This is a genomic window from Oceanivirga salmonicida (assembly GCF_001517915.1).
Classification (GTDB): Bacteria; Fusobacteriota; Fusobacteriia; order Fusobacteriales; family Leptotrichiaceae; genus Oceanivirga; species Oceanivirga salmonicida.
Window position 1 is genome coordinate 1 of sequence record NZ_LOQI01000008.1, and the last position, 23,814, is coordinate 23,814.

The following is a 23,814-nucleotide window of genomic DNA, read 5'->3' on the forward strand; positions in this document are numbered from 1 at the left end:
AATAAGTACGGTAAAAATTTAGTTGAAATGGTTAAAAATGGTAAAATTGACCCTATAATTGGTAGAGATGATGAAATCAGAAGATCTATACAAATACTATCAAGAAGAAATAAAAATAATCCCATATTAATAGGTGAACCTGGTGTAGGTAAAACTGCCATAGTTGAAGGTATTGCTTGGCGTATTTTTAAAGGCGACGTTCCAGAAACATTAAAGAATAAAACTGTTTTTTCTCTTGATATGGGTTCATTAATATCAGGCGCAAAATATAGGGGTGAATTTGAAGAAAGATTAAAAGCAGTAATAACTACACTAGAAGAAAGTAATGGTAATATTATACTATTTATTGATGAAGTACATAATATTGTTGGTGCAGGTTCTAGTGAAGGTAGTATGGATGCTTCAAATTTATTAAAACCTATGTTAGCAAGAGGAGAAATTAAAGTTATAGGTGCTACTACATTAGATGAATACAGAAAATATATAGAAAAAGATGCAGCATTGGAAAGAAGATTCCAACCAGTATTAGTTGAAGAACCTAATATAGATGAAACTATTTCTATACTTCGTGGACTTAAAGAAAAATTTGAACAATTTCACGGTATAAGAATAACAGATAATGCCATTGTATCTGCTGCAAAATTAAGTGATAGATATATTACTGATAGATATTTACCTGACAAGGCTATAGATTTAATTGATGAAGCATGTGCTAAACTTAAAACTGAAATAAATTCTATGCCTACTGAACTAGATGAATTAACTAGACAAATAACACAATTAGAAATTGAAAAAGAAGCATTAAAAAAAGAAGATGACTTAGCAAGTAAAAAAAGATATGAAATTCTTTCAAAAGATTTAAGTACTAAAAAGGAAAAACAAAAAGAATTATTATCTAGTTGGAGAAACGAAAAAAATGATATAGAAAATATAAAAAAATTACAAAAAGAATTAGAAACTGCTAAATTTAAACTAGATGAATACAGTAATATAAATATAGATTATGAAAAAGCAGGAGAATTAAAATATAATACTATTCCTGCAATAGAAAATAAGCTATCAGAATTAAAAAATAAAAATCAAACTAATAAATTATTAAAACAAATGATAACAGAAGATGAAATAACTATGGTTATATCTAAATGGACTAAAATTCCTATTAATAAATTACTAGAAGGTGAAAAAGAAAAAATATTAAACTTAGAAAACAGATTAAAAGAAAGAGTAATAGGTCAAGATGATGCTATTAAAAAAATATCTGAAACTGTTCTAAGATCAAGAGCAGGTTTAAAAAATCCTAAACGTCCTATAGGTTCTTTCATATTTTTAGGTCCAACTGGTGTAGGTAAAACTTATCTTGCTAAAACTTTGGCATATAACTTATTTGACGATGAGGAAAACATGGTAAGAATTGACATGAGTGAATATATGGAAAAATTTAGTGTGAGTAGATTAATAGGAGCCGCTCCTGGTTATGTTGGTTATGATGAAGGTGGACAATTAACAGAAGCAATAAGAAGAAAACCATATTCAGTTATACTATTTGATGAAATTGAAAAAGCACACCCAGATATATTTAATATCTTATTACAAGTATTAGATGATGGTAGATTAACTGATAATAAAGGTAAAATTGTAGATTTTAAAAACACTATTATAATAATGACTTCTAACCTTAAAGAAGAAAATTTAAAGTCATATTTTAGACCAGAATTTTTAAATAGGGTAGATGAAATCACAGTATTTAACAGTTTAGATATTCAAAGTGTCAAAAAGATTGTTATAAAAGAACTAAACGAAATCAACAAACTATTAGATGATAAGATGATAACAGTAGAATTTACAAATGAAGCCGTAGAACACATAGCAAAAAATACTTATGACGTTGAATATGGTGCTAGACCTATTAAAAGATATATACAAAGAGAAATTGAAACAAGTATTTCTAAAATGATATTATCAAATGAAATAAAAGAAAAAGATAATTTATTAATAGATTTGAAAAATGATAGACTTGTATATGAAAAAAAATAAGCAAAAAAATAACGGGGAGAACCCGTTTTTTTTTATTAAATTTAATGGCGTGCTTCACAAGAGTCGAACTCGTAACCTTCTGATCCGTAGTCAGACGCTCTAATCCATTGAGCTAGAAGCACAATAAAAAAATGGCGGTGAAGGAGGGATTTGAACCCTCGGTCCAATCTTACTTGGACACTCCCTTAGCAGGGGAGCATATTCGGCCACTCTAACACTTCACCATCTGGCGGGCAGACTGGGATTCGAACCCAGACGGCTGTTACACCTTCGCCGGTTTTCAAGACCGGTTCCTTAGCCAGTTCGGACATCTGCCCTTGCACATGCTAATATACCATTTTTTTTAGTCCTTTGTCAATATTTTTTTCTCATTTTTATGAGTTTATGTACGAAAGTATCATATTACCTATACTAAACCCAAATTTAGATAGCATTATCATAATTGTACAAGACATTATAGTCCCAAAAAATATTGATACGAAACTTTTTCTAAATCCTAAATCAAGCATACTAGCACCCAAAGTACCTGTCCAAACTCCTGTGCCTGGTAAAGGTATACCTACGAATAAAAATAATGCTATATATGTTTTTGTACTTGATTTATTTAAAAGATTTTGACCAGTTTCATGTCCTTTTTTTAATATTTTTTCAAATATAGGTCCTAAATATTTATATTTCACACCATATATTAAAAATCGTTTAGCAAATACAAATATAATTGGCATAACAATAATATTTCCTATTATGCACACTATTGATGCTAAGCCTAAATTTAAATCTAATGCTACTGCTGTTATTATTGCTCCTCTTAATTCTAAAAACGGAGTCATTGAGATTATAAATAAATATATGTATTTCATCTAGTTTCCTTTTCTGTCTATCATTGCTTTTACCAAACCTTTAAATAAAGGGTGTGGTTTATTAGGTCTATTCTTAAATTCAGGATGGTATTGTGTTGCAACAAAGTATGGATGATCTTTTAATTCAATAACTTCTACATAATTTCCATCAGGAGATTTTCCAACTATATTCATTCCTGCTTTAACAAAATCTTCAGTATATTTTTGGTTAAATTCATATCTATGTCTATGTCTTTCAAAAATAAAGTCTTCACCATATTCTTGCTCTGCTAAACTTCCTTTTACCAATTTACAAGGGTAAGATCCTAATCTCATAGTTCCGCCTAAATTTTCAACATTTTCTTGTTCTTCCATTAAAGATATTATTGGATATTTAGTTCCTTTTTCAAATTCAGTAGAATTTGCTCCTTCATACCCTAAAACATTTCTTGCAAACTCTATTGCTGCCATTTGCATACCAAGACATATTCCTAAAAATGGAATTTTGTTTTCTCTTGCATATTTTATAGTTTTTATTTTACCTTCTACTCCCCTATTACCAAATCCACCTGGTACTAAAATACCATCATAGTTTTTAAGTAATGTAATATCGTATTCTTCCGATTTTAAGTAATCTATGTTAACTTTACATGAATAAGCATATCCTGCATGTTCTAGTGCCTCATTTATGCTTATATAAGCGTCTTTAAGTTCTACATACTTACCTACTACTGCTATTTTAACTTCTTTATCAGTATTACTAAAACTTTTTACCATTTCTCTCCATTTAGTAAGTAAAGGTTTTTCATTTTTTATACCTAATTTTTTACAAACTTCATCTGCTAAACCTAATTCTTCCATAGCTATAGGTACTTCATATATATTATTAGCATCTAAGGCTTCTATTACTGAAGTTTCATCTACGTCGCAAAATAGAGATATTTTCTTTTTAATATCTTTATTTACTGGGTACTCACTTCTTAAAACTATTATATCAGCAGATATACCCATACTTTGTAATATTTTAACACTTTGCTGAGTTGGTTTAGTTTTTAATTCCTTGGCTGCTTTTAAATAAGGTAGTAGTGAAACATGAATAAATACTACATTTTCACGACCAACGTCTTTTTTAAATTGTCTTATCGCTTCTATAAATGCAAAACTTTCTATATCTCCAATAGTTCCACCTATTTCCGTTATAACTATATCAGAATCAGTATTTTTAGCAGCTTTTAAAATATTGGCTTTTATTTCGTTAGTAACATGTGGTATATACTGAACAGTTGCTCCTAAATAATCTCCATGTCTTTCTTTTTGTAATATAGTAGACATTATTTTACCATTTGTTAAATTATTATACTGAGTTAATTCCTCATTAATAAATCTTTCATAATGTCCTAAATCTAAATCAGTTTCAGCTCCATCTGAAGTTACGAATACTTCTCCATGTTGATAAGGACTCATAGTTCCTGGATCAACATTTATATATGGATCAAATTTTTGTATAGTTACTTTATAGCCTCTTTCTTTTAAAAGTCTACCTAATGACGCAGCAGTTATACCTTTACCTAATGATGATACAACTCCGCCTGTTACAAATACATATTTAGTCATGTCTACTCCTTTTTTTATAATCTTTAAAAAGGGTCTAAAAGACCCTTTTTATTTATACTTTTGTTTTTATCTTACTGTTCCTTTTTTATAAGCGCCTTCTGCACCATAAACATCTACTATTTTTTCTTTATAATATTTTTTCATGAATTCTTTACCTTTTGCTAAGTATTTTCTTGGATCAAATTCTCCTGGATTTTCAGCAAATGCTTTTCTAACTCCAGCAGTAAATGCTAATCTTCCATCACTATCAACATTTATTTTAGCAACTGCTGATTTAGAAGCAAGATTTAATTGATCATCTGGTATACCTAATGCATCTTCTATTACTCCACCATTTTCGTTAATCATCTTAACATATTGTTGTGGTATAGATGAAGACCCATGTAATACTATAGGGAATCCTGGTATTTTTTCTTCTATTTTCTTTAATATATCTAATCTTATATGAGGATCATCTCCTGGTTTGAATTTGTATGCTCCATGTGAAGTTCCTATTGCTATTGCTAATGAATCTACACCTGTTTTAGATACGAAATCTTCAACTTCTTCTGGTTTAGTGAATATATGCTCTTCAGCAGATACTTCATCTTCTATTCCTGCTAAAACACCTAATTCTGCTTCTACTGTTACATCATATTTATGTGCAAAGTCAGCAACCTTTTTAGATAATGCTACATTTCCATCATAATCATGTTTAGATGCATCTATCATTACTGATGAGAATCCACTATTTAAGATACAATCTTCTGCTATTTCATAAGTTGGACCATGGTCTAAGTGTAATGCTACTGGTATATCTGAACCTGATGCTTCTACATATGATGTTGCTGCTTTAGCCATCCAAGGTATCATATCTTTACCTATATAATTTCTTGCCCCTGGTGAAACTTGTAATATAACAGGTGCTCCCATTTCAACACATGCTTCTATTATAGCTTGTAATTGTTCTAAATTGTTAAAGTTAAATGCTGGAACTGCGTAACCTTCTCTATTAGCTTTATTAAGCATTTCCTTAGTGTTAGATAAACCTAAATCTTTGTAATTGTACTTCATATTAATCCTCCTATATATTTCTATGTTTAAATTTTAACAAATATACGACTATTTTTCAACAATTTTCTTTTTTATTTTATGTTTTTTTTAAAATAATCCTATTATTTCTTCATTTTCATCTATATCAATGAAATTAGCAGCAGGTTCTTTTGGTAATCCTGGCATATCTATTACATTTCCTGACATAACTACTAGAAAATCTGCTCCAAACGATGGTCTTATATCATTTATTTTAAATGTATAATCACTAGGTTCTCCTTTAATTTTAGGATTATCAGTTATAGAAATTGGAGTTTTAGACATACATATAGGCATTTTATCTATACCTTTATCTTTAAAGTATTCTAATTTTTCCTTTGCTAAATCAGAATATTCTATATCTTTTGCTCTATAAATTTCTTTTACTAATTTATCTATTTTTTCTTCTACACTTAAATCTAATGAATATAGAAATTCAAAATTATTTATATTAACTTTTTCAATTTCATCTTCTATTTTTTCTATTTCTTCTATGTCATTAATTATTTGTTTTACTAAATCAGTAGCACCTTCAGATCCTTTTTCATATGACTCATTTACCATAGCTTTAACACCATATTGATTACAGTATTCTTTTATTTTATCAAAGTCTTCTTCTGTATCGCCTTCAAATTTATTTATTGAAACTATTACTGGTACATTAAATTTCTTAATATTTTCCATATGAACTTTTAAATTACCGTAACCATTTTCTTCTAAGGCTCTTGTTGTAACTACTAAAACTACCATATCAGGAGTTATTCCTGCTTGTCTACATTTAATATTAAAAAACTTCTCTGCACCTAAATCAGCAGCAAATCCTGCTTCTGTTATAGTGTAATCTGATAACTTTAATGCTAATTTAGTTGCTAATATTGAATTACAACCATGTGCAATGTTAGCAAAAGGTCCACCATGTATTATGGCAGGTGTGTTTTCTATTGTCTGAACTATATTAGGTTTAATTGCATCTTTTAAAATAGTTGCAACTGCACCTGCTACCTTTAAATCTCTTACTCTAATAAGGTCTCCTGACACATTTTTTGCTACTACCATATTAGCTACTTTTTCTTTTAATTCTTTAAGTGAATTTGACAAACATAATATAGCCATTATTTCAGAAGCAACTGTTATCTGAAATGAATCTTGTCTTGTATATTTATTATCTTTTATTTCTATTTTTCTAAGTGCTCTATCATTAGTATCTAGTGTTCTTTTTAAAAATATACTGTCTTTATCTATATTTAATTCATTACCCCAGTATATGTGATTATCTATGCATGCTGCAATTAAATTATTTGCTGCTGTTATTGCATGAAAATCTCCTGTGAAATGTAAATTAATATCTTCCATAGGTAATACTTGTGAGTAACCACCACCAGTAGCACCGCCTTTTAAACCAAATACAGGTCCCATAGATGGTTCTCTTAATGCCGCAATAGAACTATGTCCTAATTTATTAAATGCTTGGCTTAAACCTATAGTTACCGTTGACTTACCTTCTCCTTTTTTAGTAGGAGTTATTGCAGTTACTAATATTAAATACCCATTTGACTTTGTTTCTAATCTTTTAAATATGTCTAAATTTATTTTAGCCTTATATTTACCGTAAAGTTCTACTTCTTCTTCTCTTATTCCTAAATTTAAACAAATATCATTAATGTTCTTTAATTTAGTTTTTTTTGCAATTTCTATATCTTTTTCCATCTAATCACCCCAAATACAATTATATCAAAAAAAAAAAGATTTAACAATCTTTTAAATCTTTTTTATAAATTCTTTTAAACTTTGTTCATTTAATACCTTACAATTTTCTAATACTTTCTCAAATGTGTGTCCTACAAAGTCATATACATTAGCATTTTTTAAATTCTCATCATTTACATATCTTTTAATCCATTCTATATGTTTATGTTGATTTTCTATATTATTCATACTCTCAATTAATTCATCTACATTCTCTGATGCTTCAATTAAACTTTGTAATACTTGCATTTCTTCTTTTAATCTACTTGGAAGTACTGCTAGACCCATAACTTCTATAAGACCTATATTTTCTTTTTTAATATTATGATACTCAGTATGTGGATGATATATTCCTAATGGGTACTCATCACTAGTTAAATTATTTCTTAAAACTAAGTCTAATTCATATTCATTACCATTAAATCTAGCAATAGGAGTTATGGTATTATGTCTAATATCACCTGTATGAGATACTATATTATTTTCATTATACTTAATCCATTTTTGTAATATTTTATCTGCTACTTCTATAATTTCATTTTTATTATTTGAATTAAGCCTTATAACTGACATTGCCCAATCAACTATACTTAATTTAACTTCACCAATTTGTCTTATTTGCTCTTTATTAGATTTCTCCATAGCAAACTCATATCTACCTGCTTGAAAATGGTCATGAGATAGTATAGAGCCACCAACTATTGGTAAATCAGCATTAGAACCTATGAAATAGTGTGGAAATATCTCTATAAAGTCTATTAATCTTTTAAAACTAAATTTATCTATTTTCATTGGTCTAATTTCTGATGAAAATGCTATAGAATGCTCATTATAGTATGTATATGGCGAGTATTGGAAAAACCAATCTTCATTATTAAGTGTTATAGGTATTATTCTGTGATTTTGTCTTGCTGGATGATTTATTCTACCCATGTACCCTTCATTTTCTTTACATAAAATAGATTTAGGGTATTTACTTAAAGGTGCATTTTTAGCTAGTGCAATTTCTTTTGGATCTTTTTCAGGTTTAGATAAATTTATAGTAATATCTAATTCTCCATATTTACTTTTGTACTTATATGAAACATTTTTAGAAATTCTATCTGTTCTAATATAGTTTGATTGCTTAGATATTTCATAGAAATAATCAGTTGCTAACTTTTTATTATCTCTATACTTATTCCAAAAAATATCTCTAATAATACTAGGTCTAGATATGATATTACCCATAATTCTAGCATTTAATATATCTTTATATACTAAAATATTTTCTTTAAGTCTACCCTTTTCCCCTGCCCAGTTTGTAATTTTATCAAGTATTTCACAAGGGTAATCTAAACTTGATAAATATTTCGTATCTACTTCTAATTTCTCGTATTCATCTAAATCTAATATTTCTAATATTCTATTTCTTAAAAATATTTCATCATCTTTTTTAATAAGTTTTTTGATTATACTATATTTTAATAAGTTTTCTATTTCTAAATATATATTCATAATTCCCCTTTAATATTTCTTATTTTGCTCCCATTTCCATGCAGACATTACTATATCATCTAAACTATATTTTGCTTTATAGTCTAACTCACTAAGTAATTTAGTTGGGTCTGCAATTAAAACTGCTGGATCTCCCGCTCTTTTATCTGCTTCAACAATTTTAAAATCTACTCCTGTTATATTTTTAACTGTGTCTATTATTTGCTTTACTGAATAACCTGTACCATTACCTAGATTATAGTCCAGTGATTTATCATCTTTTAACATAACTTGCATACTTAATATATGTGCTAGGGCTAAATCATAAACATGTATGTAATCTCTAATGCATGTTCCATCAAATGTATTATAGTCTGTACCAAATATCTTTATATTTTCTCTGACACCTTTTGCAGCTTGCATTATTATAGGCATTAAATGCGTTTCAGGATTATGACTTTCTCCTATCATAGCATTCATATCTGCTCCTGCTGCATTAAAGTATCTTAGAATTACACTTTTTAATCCGTATGCCCTATCAAAATCTTTTAATATATGTTCTACCATAAGTTTAGACATACCATAAGGATTTATTGGTTTTTGTGGATGCAATTCATTAATTTTATCTTTTTTAGGTTCTCCAAATGTAGCAGCTGTTGAACTAAATACAAAATGTTTAATATTAGATTCTACCATTTGATTAAGTAAATTTATTACTTTTCCTACATTATTTTCATAATATTTACCTGGATCTATTACTGATTCTCCAACTTCAATAAATGCAGCAAAATGCATTACTACGTCTATTTTTTCTTGTTCAAAAACTTGTTTTAAATGCTCTCTATCTCCTAAGTCTCCTTTAATAAATTTAACTCCTAAAATATCAGCAACTTCTTTATGACCCTTTGATAAATTGTCATAAATTATTGGATTAAATTCTTTTTGCTCTTTTAACATTTTGACTGTATGTGAACCTATATAACCTGCTCCACCAATAACCAACACATTTTTCATTAGCTTTGACCCCCTTCAAAAGTATAAACTATACTCTCATAATACTCATTATCTTTTGTTGTAATTTCATAATATTTATCATCAATATTTATTCCATTAGGTAAATTTTGTGGCTCTAATGCAACACCTAAATGTCTTGGGTTTTCATTAAGACCATCTACATTTTTAACTAGATGCAAAAAATTACCTGCATACATTACTACATATTTTTGATTAGTCTTTATTTTCATACTAATACCTGTTTCACTGTCTTCTAGCATTATATCATAATCTTTTTTCTTATTTAATTCAAAAGGATGGTCATAATAGTAAGTTATGTCAAATTGAGAATTTTTTTCTCCTAAATTTTCTCCTATTAATTTTCCTTTTCTAAAATCAAATATAGTGTTATCTACCTTTTTTTTAGTTTTTGGTATCATATTATCTTTTAATTCCCAATAGTAATCTGCATTTATTGTAAGTTTATGATTTAATATTGTAGTATTTATTCCAGACAAATTAAAATAACTGTGATTAGTTAAATTTATATATGTATCATCATCTGATTTTGCTATATATTCTACATTTAAAGCATTTGTCTCATTTGATAATGAATATATAGCTTTAACCAATACTTTGGCAGGAAATAAAGGATTTTGGTCATAATATGACAATACTAATTTATCATCTAATATTTCATAATCAAATATTTTATTATTTAAACCATTAAGTCCACCATGTAAATTATTAGTTCCATTATTACTATCTAACTTATACTCTTTATTATTTAAATTAAATTTTGCATTTTCTATTCTACCAGAAGTTCTACCTATTAATGCTCCCATATATGAACTGTTATTATAATAGCAATTATAGTCAGAATATGATAAAACCATATTCTGACCATTATAAACTATTTTTTGTATAACTGCTCCTAAATTTAGTATATGCACTTCAAAATTATTATCTTTTTTTAAAATGAATTTTTTAATTTTATTTCCTAAATCATGGCTTGTTATTTTCATATTATCTACCTTTTTTATACTTTAACATATCTATTGCTACTGCAAATATTATTATTAACCCTTTAATTATATATTGCCAATATGGATTAACTCCTATATATGATAAACCATAGTTAATAACTGTGAAGATTATAACCCCAAGAACTACTCCTGAAATTTTACCAACTCCACCACTAAATGATACTCCACCTATAACACAAGATCCTATTGCATCCATTTCATACATGAATCCCATGTTATTTGTAACAGAACCAACACGGGCTGCTTCTAAAAAACCACCTGTTGCATACATTATACCTGATAACATATATATTAATACTAATGTTACTAATACATTAACTCCTGATACTGTAGCTGCTTCTGGATTACCACCAACTGCAAATAGATTTTTACCAAATACAGTTTTATTCCATAATACCCACATTAAAAATACCGCTATTATAGCATATATTATTATTTTGGGTATTTCCATACCACCTAGTCTTATAAAGCCAACTATATTACTGTATGAGTCATCAAAACTTGCAACTGGCTTATTCCCTATATATTCATAATACAGTGAATTTAATCCATATACTATAGTCATAGTTCCCATAGTAGTAACAAATGGTACTACATTTAATTTAGCAACTATTATACCATTAAATAATCCTACTAATGCACCTATAAACATAACTAATAATAGGACTAATAAAGGGTTAGGTGTTGTATCTAAACTAGTAAATACCTTTGTACTAACTCCTGCTTTTTGTAATAATGAAGCAGATATAACTGCTGATAATCCTACTTGTCTACCTGCAGATAAATCAGTTCCTTGTGTAACTATAATCCCAGCAACACCTAATGCCAATATCATTCTAACTGATGATTGCATTAATATATTTTTTAAATTAATTAATTTTACAAATGATGGATCTTTAATTATTATCCCTATTATTAGAAACAATAATACTATATATAGTCCTGTGTCTAATAAAGTATTCTTTATTTTACTTTTGTCCATTTTTCCCTCCTATAAATACTTCGCTGTTAATTTCAAAATTTCTTCTTGATTAGTTGAGTTAGTATCAACAATACCTGCAACTCTACCATTACTCATTACTAATATTCTATCAGTAATACCCAATAATTCTGGCATTTCAGATGATATCATTATTACACCCTTATTATTTTTTGCTAGGTTTATCATCAGTTGATATATTTCATATTTTGCACCAACGTCTATACCCCTTGTAGGCTCATCCATTAATAATACTTCTGGATTAGTTAATAACCATCTACCTATTATTACTTTTTGTTGATTTCCACCAGAAAGATTACCTATATTAGTTTTTTGTGATGGTGTTTTAACTTTCATACTGTCTATTACCCATTTAGTTTCTGCATCTATTCTTTTATCATCTAATAACCAAAACTTATTTCTATATGCCTTAACATTTGCAAGTATAGAATTAAATTTAATATTTAACATTGAAAATATTCCTGTTTTTCTTCTATCTTCTGTTATTAAAGAAATTCTGTTTTTAATAGCATCTTTTGGTTCTGATATATTTATAGTTTTTCCATGTAATATAATTTCACCTGTTTCTTTTGGTAATACTCCGAATATAGTTTCAACTAATTCTGTTCTTTTAGCACCAACTAAACCTGCAATTCCTAAAATTTCTCCTTTTTTAAGATTAAAATTAATATCTTTTACAAATTTTGAATTTAAATTTTTAATTTCTAATATTATATCTTTTGGTTCATTTTCTTTTTTAGGAAATCTATTAGTTAATTCACGACCAACCATTAAATTTATTATATCATCAGTTGATAACTCAGACACTGATTTTGTTGTAATCCATTGTCCATCTCTTAGTATAGTTACTTCATCACAAATTTCCTTTATTTCTTCCATTTTATGTGAAATATATACTACACCTATTCCTTGTTTTTGCAATTTCTTTACTATTCTAAATAAATGTTGCACTTCATTTTCTGTTAGTGATGAAGTTGGTTCATCTAAAATTAAAACTTTTGAATCATATGAAACAGCCTTTGCTATTTCTAACATTTGCATTTGAGAAACACTTAATTTACTTACCTTTATTCTAGGATCTATCTTTATATCTAAATTCTTAAAAATTTCTAGTGTATCTTTATACATTTTCTTTTCATCTACTAAACCATTTTTTATAGGATATCTTCCTAACCATATATTGTCCATTACATTTCTTTGGATAACTTGATTTAATTCTTGATGAACCATAGAAACTCCATTTTCTAATGCATCTTTTGAATTTTTAAAACTTACTTCACTACCTTCTAATTTAATAGTTCCAGTATCTTTAATGTATATACCAAATAAACATTTCATAAGAGTAGATTTACCTGCACCATTTTCACCCATAAGTGCATGAACACTACCAGGTTTAATTTTTAATTGTACACCATCTAATGCTTTAACTCCTGGAAATTCTTTTGAAATATTTTCCATTTCTAATACATATTCTGCCATATTTCACTCCTTATTTTTAAAAAAGGTACCTATGAATGGGTACCCTTTTATAAATAGTCAACTATTATTTTTTGAATTCTTTATAGTTTTCTTTATCAACACCTACATAAGGTACTCTTACTGACTTATCAACAAGTTTCCAATTAGTTCCTTCTAATGGATCTTTACCTGCTGCAAGATTAGTTGCTAAGTCTAATACTGCTTTGGCTTGATTTTTACCGTCATTTAAAACAGTTCCAGAAAGTTCTCCAGATTCAATTAATAATATTGCTTCTTGCAATGCATCAACACCATATATAGGTAAAACTACGTTATGAGCTTTAGTTGCTTGTAAAGCACCTAATGCCATACCATCATTATTTGCTAAAATAACTTCAATTTTACTTCCATTTGGAGAAGATAACCATGCGTCAACTTTATCTTTCGCAAGTGCTGCGTCCCATAATCCTGTATCTTCAAATACTTTATCAGTTTTTATACCTTTTTCTTCAATAGTTTTAATAGAATATTCTGTTCTTGCTTCTGCATCTGGGTGTCCTGGTTCTCCTTTAAGCATAGCATATTGTATTATTCCATCACCATTTTTATCTAATTCAGGGTTTGCTTTCCAGTTTTTAACAAGTATTTCAGCTTGGAATACTCCTGATTCTTCTGGGTTATTCCCTACATAATAAGCCTTATCATAACTTTGTAAAACTTTTAATCCTGGATCTTTATTAAATAAAACAATAGGTATATTTGCTTTTTTTGCCTTGTCAACTATTGTTTGCCCAGCTGATGGGTCAACTAAGTTTATTGCTAATACATTAACACCTTTTGCTATTAAAGCATCAACTTGGTCATTTTGTATACCTTGTTGATTTTGTGAATCATTTAAGAATAATTCAACATTTGATTTTTCTTTTGCAAATGCTTCTAAATCATCTCTAAATGTTGCCATAAAGTTGTCATCAAATTTATAGATAGTAACACCTATTTTTGACTTCATTGCACCATCTTCTGATGCTTTTTCTTGTTTCTCTCCACAAGAAAACACTAGTAGTGATAATGCCACTACTGACATTAAAAATTTCTTCATAAGTTCCTCCTAAAAAATATTATTTAATCAATTTTAAATTTGCGAATAAATTATTCATTACTAATGATAATGCTCCATATTTTTCTGCATTATCACCTAATTCTGTTAAATGTAAATTAATCTTAGAACAAAAATTCTCTGTCAAAGAAGATTTAATTCCTTTCTCAAAATTTACTTTAAATATTTCCCCTGAATGTACTATATCTCCAGACACTATTATATCTTTAATATCTAACACATTCATTACATTACCTACTGTTTCTCCCACTTTATATGAGATATTTGAAACAATTTTAGCTAATACTTCATTACCTTTTTTGGCATTTTCATATATATCAACTATATTAATATCTTCTTGTACTATGTACTGACCTAATTTCTCATACTCTGTATGTACCATTAATTTTATCGAATTTTCAGAAAATTCTGTCTCAATACAACCAACTTTACCACACTTACATGCAAAATTAGAATTTTTATTAATAATAAAGTGTCCTATTTCTCCTGCTTGATTATTAGAACCTTTATATATTTTACCATCTATTAGCATTGAAGAACCTATACCATTTTTCATATATAGATAAAATATATTACCCATTTTTTTGGCTTTTCCAAATAGGATTTCTGCATTAAGCATTGCTCTTACGTCATTATCTATCATAGTTGGTATATTATATCTTTCTTCAACTAATTCTCCAATTTTAAAATTTGACCATTTAAAATATGGTGAGAATATAACATTCCTATTTTCTGAATCTATTATTCCGTTTAAGGCTAAACCTATTCCTACTATGTCGTTTTTATCGTATTTTTCAAAATAAGAATCTAATTCAGTTAGTAATAAATCAACTAAACTATCTTTTTTTTTCATAAAAAACTTTTTTCTTTTTGTTTCTATTATACTTCCATCTAACTTACCTACAGATATATCTATAAAATCAGCACCAAAATTCACACCTAAAATCATTTTGATATCATTTTTAATGCTCATAATTTTTCTAGGTCTTCCTTTACCTATATTTTTCACTTCTTCTTTTTCAAATATATACTCTTCTTTTCTTAACTTTTTAAGTATTTTTGATATTGCTGCTGGTGAAACATTAAGATTTTTTGCTAATTCTAACGAAGTTATTTCATTATTTTTAAGAATTAAGTCTAGTATCTTATACTCATTTTCATTTAATTTTACAATGTTCTTTCTCATGTTTTAATTCTACCTTGTTTTTTCTAAAATAAAAGTATTTTAAATTTTTTAAAAGTGCAGTTTATAAACTAAAAACACAATTATAAATTTAAGCCTTTTAAAAATGAATATTAATGGTCAAATTATTTTATTAACCAATACCTTAGTTTATTTTAATTTTATCTAAGTTCTTCTACTATTTCTGTTTTACTTTCAGTCTTTTCATCTACATTTTTTATTATCTTAGCTGGCATTCCTGCTACTACTACTCCACTAGGTACGTCTTTTGTTACTACTGCTCCTGCTGCTACAACTGAACCTTTACCTACTCTAACTCCTTCTAAGACCACAGCATTAGCCCCTATAACAACATTATCTTCTATAACTACAGGGTTTGCTGTTGGTGGCTCTATAACACCTGCTAGTACAGTTCCTGCTCCTATGTGGCAATCTTTACCTACAACAGCACGACCACCCATTACAACACCCATATCTATCATAGTTCTAGCACCAATTTTAGCTCCTATATTTATTATAGCCCCCATCATAATTACTGCCTTATCTCCTATTTCTACCATATCCCTTATAACAGCACCTGGCTCTATTCTAGCATTAATATTTTTTATATCTAATAAAGGAACTGCTGAATTTCTTCTATCACATTCTAAATAATAATTAGAAAGCCTATTTTCATCTACTATTTTTTTTATTAACTCATAATCTCCATGAATAAATTTCAAATCTTTCCCTATAACTTTTAACCCATAATTATTTGATATTTCTTCATCAGTTATTAAAGTAGTTAAAGTCTTTTTCACGCTATTTGATATAAAAGAAATAATTTCTTTTGATTTTTCTAATTCTGTCATTTTTATCACTACCTATCCTTTTTTATTCTATTGTATATATTTTAACACTTTATTTATTAACTAGCAATATATTTTTTTTAGTGATATAATTTTAGTATAGGGGGAAGTGAGTAAAATGTTAAAAATTTTAAGCCTAGATGGTGGGGGTCTAAGAGGTCTTTACCAAATACAAGTATTAAAAAAAATTGAAAAAGAATTAGGTAATTTAAATGATTATTTTGACATAATAATAGGAACAAGTGTAGGTTCTATGTTAGCTTGTTTTATTAGACTAGGTTATGACGTAAATACAATAGAAAAACAATATCTTGAAAATCTTAGAAAAACTTTTACTATAGCCGAAATATATGAAAATAATTTTAATAGCCTAAAAGAAATTTTAAAAAAAGAAAACCAAAAAGTTATAGGTATAGAAATTAAAGATGGAATAAATATTTTTAAAACGAATAATAAAACAGGTGAAAAATATAAGGCACATATGAGAGAAACACTTATTAATAAAAAAATAAATAAGCCTTTTTACACTATAAGTATTAATATTTCAGATAGAGAACCTAAAATATTTAGAGTAGATGAAAATAGTTCTACAAAAGATATTGTTGATGCCATAGCTTCATCAACTGCATTACCTGGACTATTTAAACCACACGAAATAAATGGTAAATTTTATTCTGATGGTGGTGTACTATATAACGACCCATCATTAGTAGCTTTAAGTATAGCATTAAAAATAGAAAAAGATGCTAGCAAAATAAAAATACTTTCTATTGGTACACTAGATGAAATAAATTCAAGCCAAAATATTTTTGACACTAAGTATTTGAAAAATAAGATGCTTGATTATTTAACTAAAGAAAATAATTTTTTGAAATATATTAAAAATAAATCAAACGATATAGATTTTATTAACTTTGTAGGACTTGGAAGTTTAGGGTCTTATGCACATAATTATACTTCATCATTTTTTGATGCCACTAATAAAGGGCATAGAGAAATATTAAATACTATCTTTAATTTATTCAATGCCAACGATAATTATCTTAGAATAAATCACAAAGTAACTAACAAGTCATTAGCCACACAGTACCTATATGAATACACAAAACTAGTATTTGATGATAAAGAATTAATAGATAAAATAAAAAAATGGGTTTAAACCCATTTTTATATTACTTCGATTTCTTATAAGATTCCAATTCTTTTAAGACATTACGAGCATTTTTCTCTTTATATTTCAAACCTTTTTTAGCATATGATATTGCTTTATCAATTAAACTTTCATCTTTATCATATAAATATTGTGCCATTTGTACATGGTTTACCTTCTCATCTAATAATTTTTTATAATATTTCATTTCATTATCTTCATCCCCTGCTTTAGCAGCAATTAAAAATAATTTACCTAATATTAATGCTCTATTTTCCTTTGTCATTTCAGCAAATTGTATTTGCTTATATGCTAATGGTAAAATAGCTTCTTTTTCATTAAAATGATTACTTAATGCCACATATATATCTGAAATATACACTTTATCATCAGAGTCTAATTTTAATGCTTTATTAGCTAGTTCAGTTGCCTCTTGATATTTTTTTATAGAGTATAACGAATTCATTAAGCCAAAATAATAATCTTTTCTATTTTCTAATGTCTCATTTTTATCTACAAAACTGTTTAATTTTGCAACTTCTTCGGCTTTATTTAATCTATATAATGCAAATGCTTCTTTTTCTATATATAGTATATTAGTATATTTTGTTCTAGTATTTAATTCTTTAATCAATATTAATTGTTTATTAATGTCTTTCTCATTAGCAGCTAAAATTTCATTAGCTGATACTGCAAATCTATCATTAGATTTTTTATCTCTAGATGCTAATTTTAAATATTTAATTCTATCTTTATTATTATTAGACAATTCATATAATGCAAAATATACTCTAGACATTTTTCCTTCTTCGCCCTTATTAGGTCTTATTTTTTGTAATGCTTTTACTGCTTCTGACTTTTTACCTAAATTTAATAATACTATAGCTTGTTGAAAATCATTTTCAACATTTGCAAGCATTGTTAAAGAAATCGTCATACCTAATATTGCAATTATTTTTTTCATTTTCACACTCCATTTTATTGATAAAACCAGAAAGTAGCAATAATATCACAATACTTTCTGGTTTCTTTTTATCAAGGATATATATTAAATATCTAATTTTTATTTATCTGTAAAGAATAATTCAACTCTTCTATTCATATATCTTCCTTGTGGTGTATCATTTCTTTCAACTATTTCTGTTTCACCTCTTGAACTTACTTTTCTTATTACTATGCTCTTATCTAGTCCATATTCTTGTAAATATTTAACTACATTTGTTGCTCTTGTAAGTCCTAATGTACTATTATAGTCATGAGATGCTGTATTATCTGTATGTCCTACTATATCTATTATCTTATCTTTATAGTATACATTTAAGATTTTAACTATTTGTCTTAGTGATTCTTTTTCTTCTGCACTTGGTTCTCTTCCATCTACTTCGAATCCTCTAATTGTACATAAATTAGTTGTAGTTCCACATTTAACTGGTATGCTACCCTTAGTTTCAATGTTTCCTTTTTCATCAACTTTTATCTTAAGATCGTCTAATTCTTTTTTCAATTTCTCAAGTTCTTTATCCTTAGAAGGTAAAGAAGCTAATATTTGATTTAATTCTACTGGATCTAAACCAGTTTTTCTCTTTTCAGGTAATAAGTTTATATTTACTCCAGCTGATACACCGAATGATTTCTTAGTATCTATACCTGCACTTACTTTATATATAAATCTTCTTGATGGTATAGTTCCACTTACTCCTACTGCAAATCCACCAGCTTTATTGTAATATGCTCCACCTGCTCCTACTGAAACTAAGTGTCTATCACTTACTTGTGGTATACTTGCTATAGCTAATGCTGTTGCAATACCTCCACTTAATTTTTCTGTGTCTGCACCTATTTTGTTTATCTTATTATTAATTTCTGTCTTGTTATAATAATTAGTATTTAAGTGTTTATGTACTGTGTCTCCAGTTACTGTATTTTGATCGCCTTCTTTAACATCACCAGTTCCTATACCTAATTTATTTCTCCAATCAGTTATATTCTTTCCATTAATGTTACTTGCATCTATCTTAGCGAAATCATTTTCTAATGCTTTTTTATTAACACCTAAATCATATATTACTTTTCCAGTTGCATCAGTTTTTGTGTTAACATTTACTGTCTTATCATCTGAAGTTACACCCACTAATTTCTTAGAAAGATTTGTAATTTGATTTACAGTAAGATTACTTCCATCTTTATTGATACTATTATCTTTAACATATTCATATACTGTCTTACCTGTTACTGTCTTTTCATCTGTAGCAGTTATCTTACCTGTTCCTATTTCATCTATCTTTTTCTTAGTTGGTGCATCTAATCCTACTGTAAATGTCTTTTTCTTAGTTGTTGGATCTTCTACTTTAGTTACTTCTACTCCACTATTTGGTTTATGAACTACGTTGATTAAACTTCCAGCAGTATTTTTAACATAATCATGAACTTGTTTGTCAGTTACTAATCTTGGTTTTGTTGTATCTGGTTTTGCAATATTAGCATCTTTACTTAATTTTTCAGCCCATTGTTTTACATTATTATTGTCTAAGTTACTTGCATCTTTCTTAGCAAAATCCTCTGCTAATTTTTCTTTATTTACTGCTAAGTCAAATGTTTTCTTACCATCTTTATCTGTACTAGATGTAACTTTTACTGTAGCATCTTTTGAAGTTACGTCAACTAATTTACCTACGCTATTCTTAACGTATTTATGAACTGTATCTCCTGTTACTGTATTTTTGTCTCCTTCAACAATATTACCTTTACCAATTCTATCGATTTGGTCTTTTATAGGTTTTGCTAATCCAATTGTATTTGTTTTAACATTTCCATTTATTTTTTCATCTACAACAATTTCATCTTTTTTACCTTCAATTTTTATTGAATCTTTAGCTGATTTTTCTAATTCTGCCTTAAGTTTATCTAATTGACCTTTATTTACTGCATCTTTTTCTTTAACACCAGCTTTTAAATTAGTAATAGTTGTTCCGTTTGTTCCACCTTGTAATGTAACTTTATCTTTTGTATCAGTATCATATTTAACAACATTTTTTATATCTTTTTGTATATTTGTTATATTTTTTGTATTTGTGTTTACTTTATCATCTATAGTTTTTAATTGTCCTTCTGTTGCTGCTCTATTTGCTACTACTTTAGCTGGATCCCATATTGTATTAGTCAATCCTGTTATATGTCCTGTTGGTCCATCGATAATAATTTTACCTAATTGAATCTTATCATTTAATTTTAATTCAAGTTCTCCATTAGCTTTTGAAGTAGTTACAATATTCTTTTTACCTTTTATAGCAAATGTACCATCTTTAAGTTTTAATTTTTGCTTTCCACCTTCATTACCTTCATAATTTAGCTCTGAAGCCACTCCATCTGCTATTTTCTTTAACTTACTGTCTACATATATTTTGTTAACTGCATCTTTATCATTAGTTGGATTGTCAACATTTATAATTTTCTTATTATTTGCATTTATTCCAGTATCAGTTATATATGTATTACCACCTAATGAAATCTTGTTTTCACCAATTATAACTTTTTTAGTAGTTCCTGCTGTTACTTCATCAAATTCAGGTTTAGTTGATATTTCTACTTTTAATTCTTTACCTGTTACAGTTGTTTTAACATTTTTATCTGAACTTGTTTTAGTATCTGCTAATCCACCTTTTATAGTTAATTTATCACCTAATTTTAAGTGAGCTTCTCCAGTATTACCTGCAAATTTTAATCCTTTATCAGTTAATTTTTTAGATTCTTTTGTTACATAGTCAAATACTGTTTTACCAGTTACTGTATGATCTTTATTAGCATGTGTATCAGAAATTACTCCATCTCCTATTAATTTAAGTTTTTCTTTTACATTATCTGCTAGTCCAACTTTATATGTATCTTTTTTACCTGTTGTTGTTTTTGTTACTTTTGTTTCATTAGTAGTGTCTGTAACTTCTACTGAATTTTTAGCTGGTCCTATTTTTGCAATTGCTTTATCTAATTGACCTTTATTTACAGCATCTTTTTCAGTTTCACCATCAGCAACATTTGTAATTTTTTGGCTATTTGCACTTATTCCAGCATTAGTTATATATGTTTTACCACCTAATGAAATTTTGTTATCTCCAATTATAACTTTATTAGCTGTTTTTCCTGCTGTTACTTCATCAAATTCAGGTTTAGTTGCTATTTCAACTTTTAATGTCTTACCAGCTATTTTTGTTGTTACATTTTTAGCTGAACTTTCTTTGCCTGATGCTAAATCACCATTAATAGTTAATTTTTCACCTAATTTTAAGTGTGCTTCTCCACCAGTATTACCTGCAAATTTTAACCCTTTATTTGCTAATTTTGTTATTTCTTTTGTTACATAAGTATGTACTGTTTTACCTGTTACTGTATTATTTATCTTAGGACCATTTTCTGAAATTTCTCCATCGCCAATTCCTAATTTCTTTTTCCATTTTGTAACATCAGTAGTAACTAAATTACTTGCATCTTTTTTAGCAAAAGTTTTAGCTAATTTGTCTTCATCTACTTTTAAATCAAATGTTTTCTTTCCATTAGCATTAGTTTTTGCTATTTTTACAGAACTATCACTTGAAGTAATATCTACAATGTCTCCACCTTTTCCAACTTTAGCAAGTTCTGTTTTTAATTGTTGGAAGTTAACTGCATCGGTATTTTCTGTAGCTGCTTTAACATGCTTAATTTGTCTTTCTTTACCTGCACTACCTACTGAAATTGCACCAGTCACAGCTTTAGATCCATCACCTAATACAACTGCATTTGTAGCACCTTTTGCATTTACATTTGAACCAATTACATATACATTTGCTTGGTCTATAACGTTTTTAGTTCCTATAGAAACACTATTTTCACCAGAAACTGTGCTTCCTTCTCCAGCAATTACAGCAGAATTTTTACCACTAGCTGTATTTTTTTGACCACCTAGTACTACTGCATTTTCACCTATAGATTTATTATCTAAACCAGCTAATATACCTGAATGTTTTCCACTTGCGATGTTTCTACCACCACCAACAACTACAGCTTTAACTGAACTAGCAACGTTGTTATAACCACCTAATGTAGCTGAATTTTCTCCACTAGCATTATTATTATAACCACCTACTACTGCTGATTGCTTTCCAGAAGCAGTATTTTGATAACCTGCTAATACTCCTGAAAGTTTTCCTGATGATTTATTAGAACCACCGGCTACTATTCCAGAATGATCTCCAGTTGCTTTATTTTTTATTCCACCTAATACTACTGAATCTTCTCCTTCAGCTTTGTTATTTATACCCGCTATTATACCTGAATGTTTTCCACTTGCTGTGTTCACACCTCCACCTACAACTACTGATTTAATTGAAGTAGCTTTATTAGTATGTCCACCTAATACAGCTGAATAATTCCCACTAGCTATGTTGGCTTGCTTATTTCCGCCACCACCTGCTACTATAGAATGTTTTCCACTAGCTACATTTGTAACTCCACCTAATACTACTGATTTTTCACCTGTTGCTTTATTATATGCTCCACCTATTACTGCCGATGATGTTCCTTTTGCTTCATTTTCTGCTCCACCTGCTACCGCAGAATGACTTCCATTAGCTTTATTAGCTCCACCAGCTAAAACTCCTGAATTAACTCCTTTTGAAGTATTATTTTCTCCACCTGCTATTGCTGATGAAGTTCCTGCAGCAACATTACTTTGTCCACCTAATATTCCTGCTCTTTGTCCACTAGCACTATTTCTAAATCCACCTGCTATTATTGCAGAATTTCCATCTGTTGTATTTCTAGCTCCACCTATTATTGCAGAAACATATCCATTTGTTGTATTAGCATATCCAGCTATTGCAGCTGTATTATCTCCATTTGCTGTATTTCCAGCAACTTTTTCAGAACCACCACCTATTACTACTGAAGCTAATCCTTTTGCTTTGCCATGTGCTCCTGCAAATACACCAGAATGAGTTCCTGAAGCACTATTAGAACCACCTCCAACTACTACGGAATCTTCACCTGTAGCTCTATTATGCTCTCCAGCCCATGTTTGCCCTGGTTTTGCCAACGATAAAGTTCCACTAACTAAAAACGAAATCATTAAACCCAGTGTAATACTGTACTTGTTTTTTAATGATCGTTTCAACCATCTCATCTTTTCGTTTATTTCCATCTTTTATCTCTCCTTACTAAATAATCTAATCGATATATTATACCCTCCCCCTGCATAAAAGTCAAGG

General features: G+C 28.2%; 16 protein-coding genes and 3 tRNA genes. 2 read left to right on the top strand and 17 right to left on the bottom strand.

The features are described 5' to 3' along the window. Positions 1–2,034 (top strand): ATP-dependent Clp protease ATP-binding subunit (locus tag AWT72_RS01800; RefSeq protein WP_067139922.1); only part of this gene is annotated, 2,034 nt, incomplete at its 5' end. 45 nt (positions 2,035–2,079) lie between these two features. Here AWT72_RS01800 and AWT72_RS01805 read toward each other — a convergent pair. The 15 genes from AWT72_RS01805 to dapD form a co-directional block, all read right to left on the bottom strand. Continuing rightward, positions 2,080–2,156: transfer RNA gene (locus AWT72_RS01805), tRNA-Arg, on the bottom strand. A gap of 10 nt (positions 2,157–2,166) precedes the next feature. Further along, positions 2,167–2,258, bottom strand: a tRNA-Ser gene (locus tag AWT72_RS01810). A 3-nt stretch (positions 2,259–2,261) separates the two neighbouring features. Continuing rightward, positions 2,262–2,351, bottom strand: a tRNA-Ser gene (locus AWT72_RS01815). 57 nt (positions 2,352–2,408) lie between these two features. After that, on the bottom strand, positions 2,409–2,894 hold the full coding sequence (locus AWT72_RS01820) for a COG2426 family protein (RefSeq protein WP_067139925.1): 486 nt from the start codon (positions 2,892–2,894) through the stop codon (positions 2,409–2,411). Beyond that, a complete protein-coding gene (gene pyrG / locus AWT72_RS01825; RefSeq protein WP_067139929.1) occupies positions 2,895–4,487 on the bottom strand; it encodes a CTP synthase in 1,593 nt (530 codons plus the stop codon). A 66-nt stretch (positions 4,488–4,553) separates the two neighbouring features. Continuing rightward, positions 4,554–5,540, bottom strand: a complete 987-nt coding sequence (locus AWT72_RS01830; protein WP_067139932.1) for a class II fructose-bisphosphate aldolase — start codon at positions 5,538–5,540, stop codon at positions 4,554–4,556. Between the two features lie 87 nt (positions 5,541–5,627). Beyond that, positions 5,628–7,265 carry a formate--tetrahydrofolate ligase gene (locus tag AWT72_RS01835; protein ID WP_067139935.1) on the bottom strand — a complete coding sequence of 546 codons (1,638 nt, stop codon included), beginning with the start codon at positions 7,263–7,265 and terminating at the stop codon, positions 5,628–5,630. A gap of 51 nt (positions 7,266–7,316) precedes the next feature. Next, positions 7,317–8,801, bottom strand: coding sequence for a UDP-glucose--hexose-1-phosphate uridylyltransferase (locus tag AWT72_RS01840; RefSeq protein ID WP_067139938.1), 1,485 nt, complete (start codon positions 8,799–8,801; stop codon positions 7,317–7,319). Between the two features lie 9 nt (positions 8,802–8,810). Beyond that, entirely contained in the window at positions 8,811–9,794 is a 984-nt protein-coding gene (gene galE, locus AWT72_RS01845; protein WP_067139941.1) for a UDP-glucose 4-epimerase GalE, read from the bottom strand. Then, positions 9,794–10,798, bottom strand: a complete 1,005-nt coding sequence (locus tag AWT72_RS01850; protein ID WP_067139944.1) for an aldose epimerase family protein — start codon at positions 10,796–10,798, stop codon at positions 9,794–9,796. Before AWT72_RS01850 ends, galE begins: the two co-directional genes overlap by 1 nt. 1 nt (position 10,799) lies before the next feature. Further along, entirely contained in the window at positions 10,800–11,801 is a 1,002-nt protein-coding gene (mglC, locus tag AWT72_RS01855; protein WP_067139947.1) for a galactose/methyl galactoside ABC transporter permease MglC, read from the bottom strand. A 9-nt stretch (positions 11,802–11,810) separates the two neighbouring features. Then, on the bottom strand, positions 11,811–13,298 hold the full coding sequence (gene mglA, locus AWT72_RS01860; protein WP_067139950.1) for a galactose/methyl galactoside ABC transporter ATP-binding protein MglA: 1,488 nt from the start codon (positions 13,296–13,298) through the stop codon (positions 11,811–11,813). Positions 13,299–13,362: 64 nt separating this feature from the next. After that, positions 13,363–14,376, bottom strand: a complete 1,014-nt coding sequence (gene mglB / locus AWT72_RS01865) for a galactose/glucose ABC transporter substrate-binding protein MglB (RefSeq protein ID WP_067139954.1) — start codon at positions 14,374–14,376, stop codon at positions 13,363–13,365. A 19-nt stretch (positions 14,377–14,395) separates the two neighbouring features. Further along, entirely contained in the window at positions 14,396–15,580 is a 1,185-nt protein-coding gene (locus tag AWT72_RS01870) for an ROK family transcriptional regulator (RefSeq protein WP_067139957.1), read from the bottom strand. 158 nt (positions 15,581–15,738) lie between these two features. Beyond that, positions 15,739–16,428, bottom strand: a complete 690-nt coding sequence (gene dapD / locus AWT72_RS01875; RefSeq protein WP_067139960.1) for a 2,3,4,5-tetrahydropyridine-2,6-dicarboxylate N-acetyltransferase — start codon at positions 16,426–16,428, stop codon at positions 15,739–15,741. Between the two features lie 115 nt (positions 16,429–16,543). Between dapD and AWT72_RS01880 the strand changes: the two genes are divergently transcribed. Next, entirely contained in the window at positions 16,544–17,584 is a 1,041-nt protein-coding gene (locus AWT72_RS01880) for a patatin-like phospholipase family protein (RefSeq protein ID WP_067139963.1), read from the top strand. A 13-nt stretch (positions 17,585–17,597) separates the two neighbouring features. Here the strand turns inward: AWT72_RS01880 and AWT72_RS01885 are convergent, their stop codons facing one another. Together AWT72_RS01885 and AWT72_RS01890 are read right to left on the bottom strand one after the other, a co-directional pair. Beyond that, entirely contained in the window at positions 17,598–18,539 is a 942-nt protein-coding gene (locus tag AWT72_RS01885) for a hypothetical protein (protein WP_067139967.1), read from the bottom strand. A gap of 99 nt (positions 18,540–18,638) precedes the next feature. Beyond that, positions 18,639–23,747, bottom strand: a complete 5,109-nt coding sequence (locus AWT72_RS01890; protein WP_067139970.1) for an OmpA family protein — start codon at positions 23,745–23,747, stop codon at positions 18,639–18,641. Between the last annotated feature and the right edge of the window lie 67 nt (positions 23,748–23,814).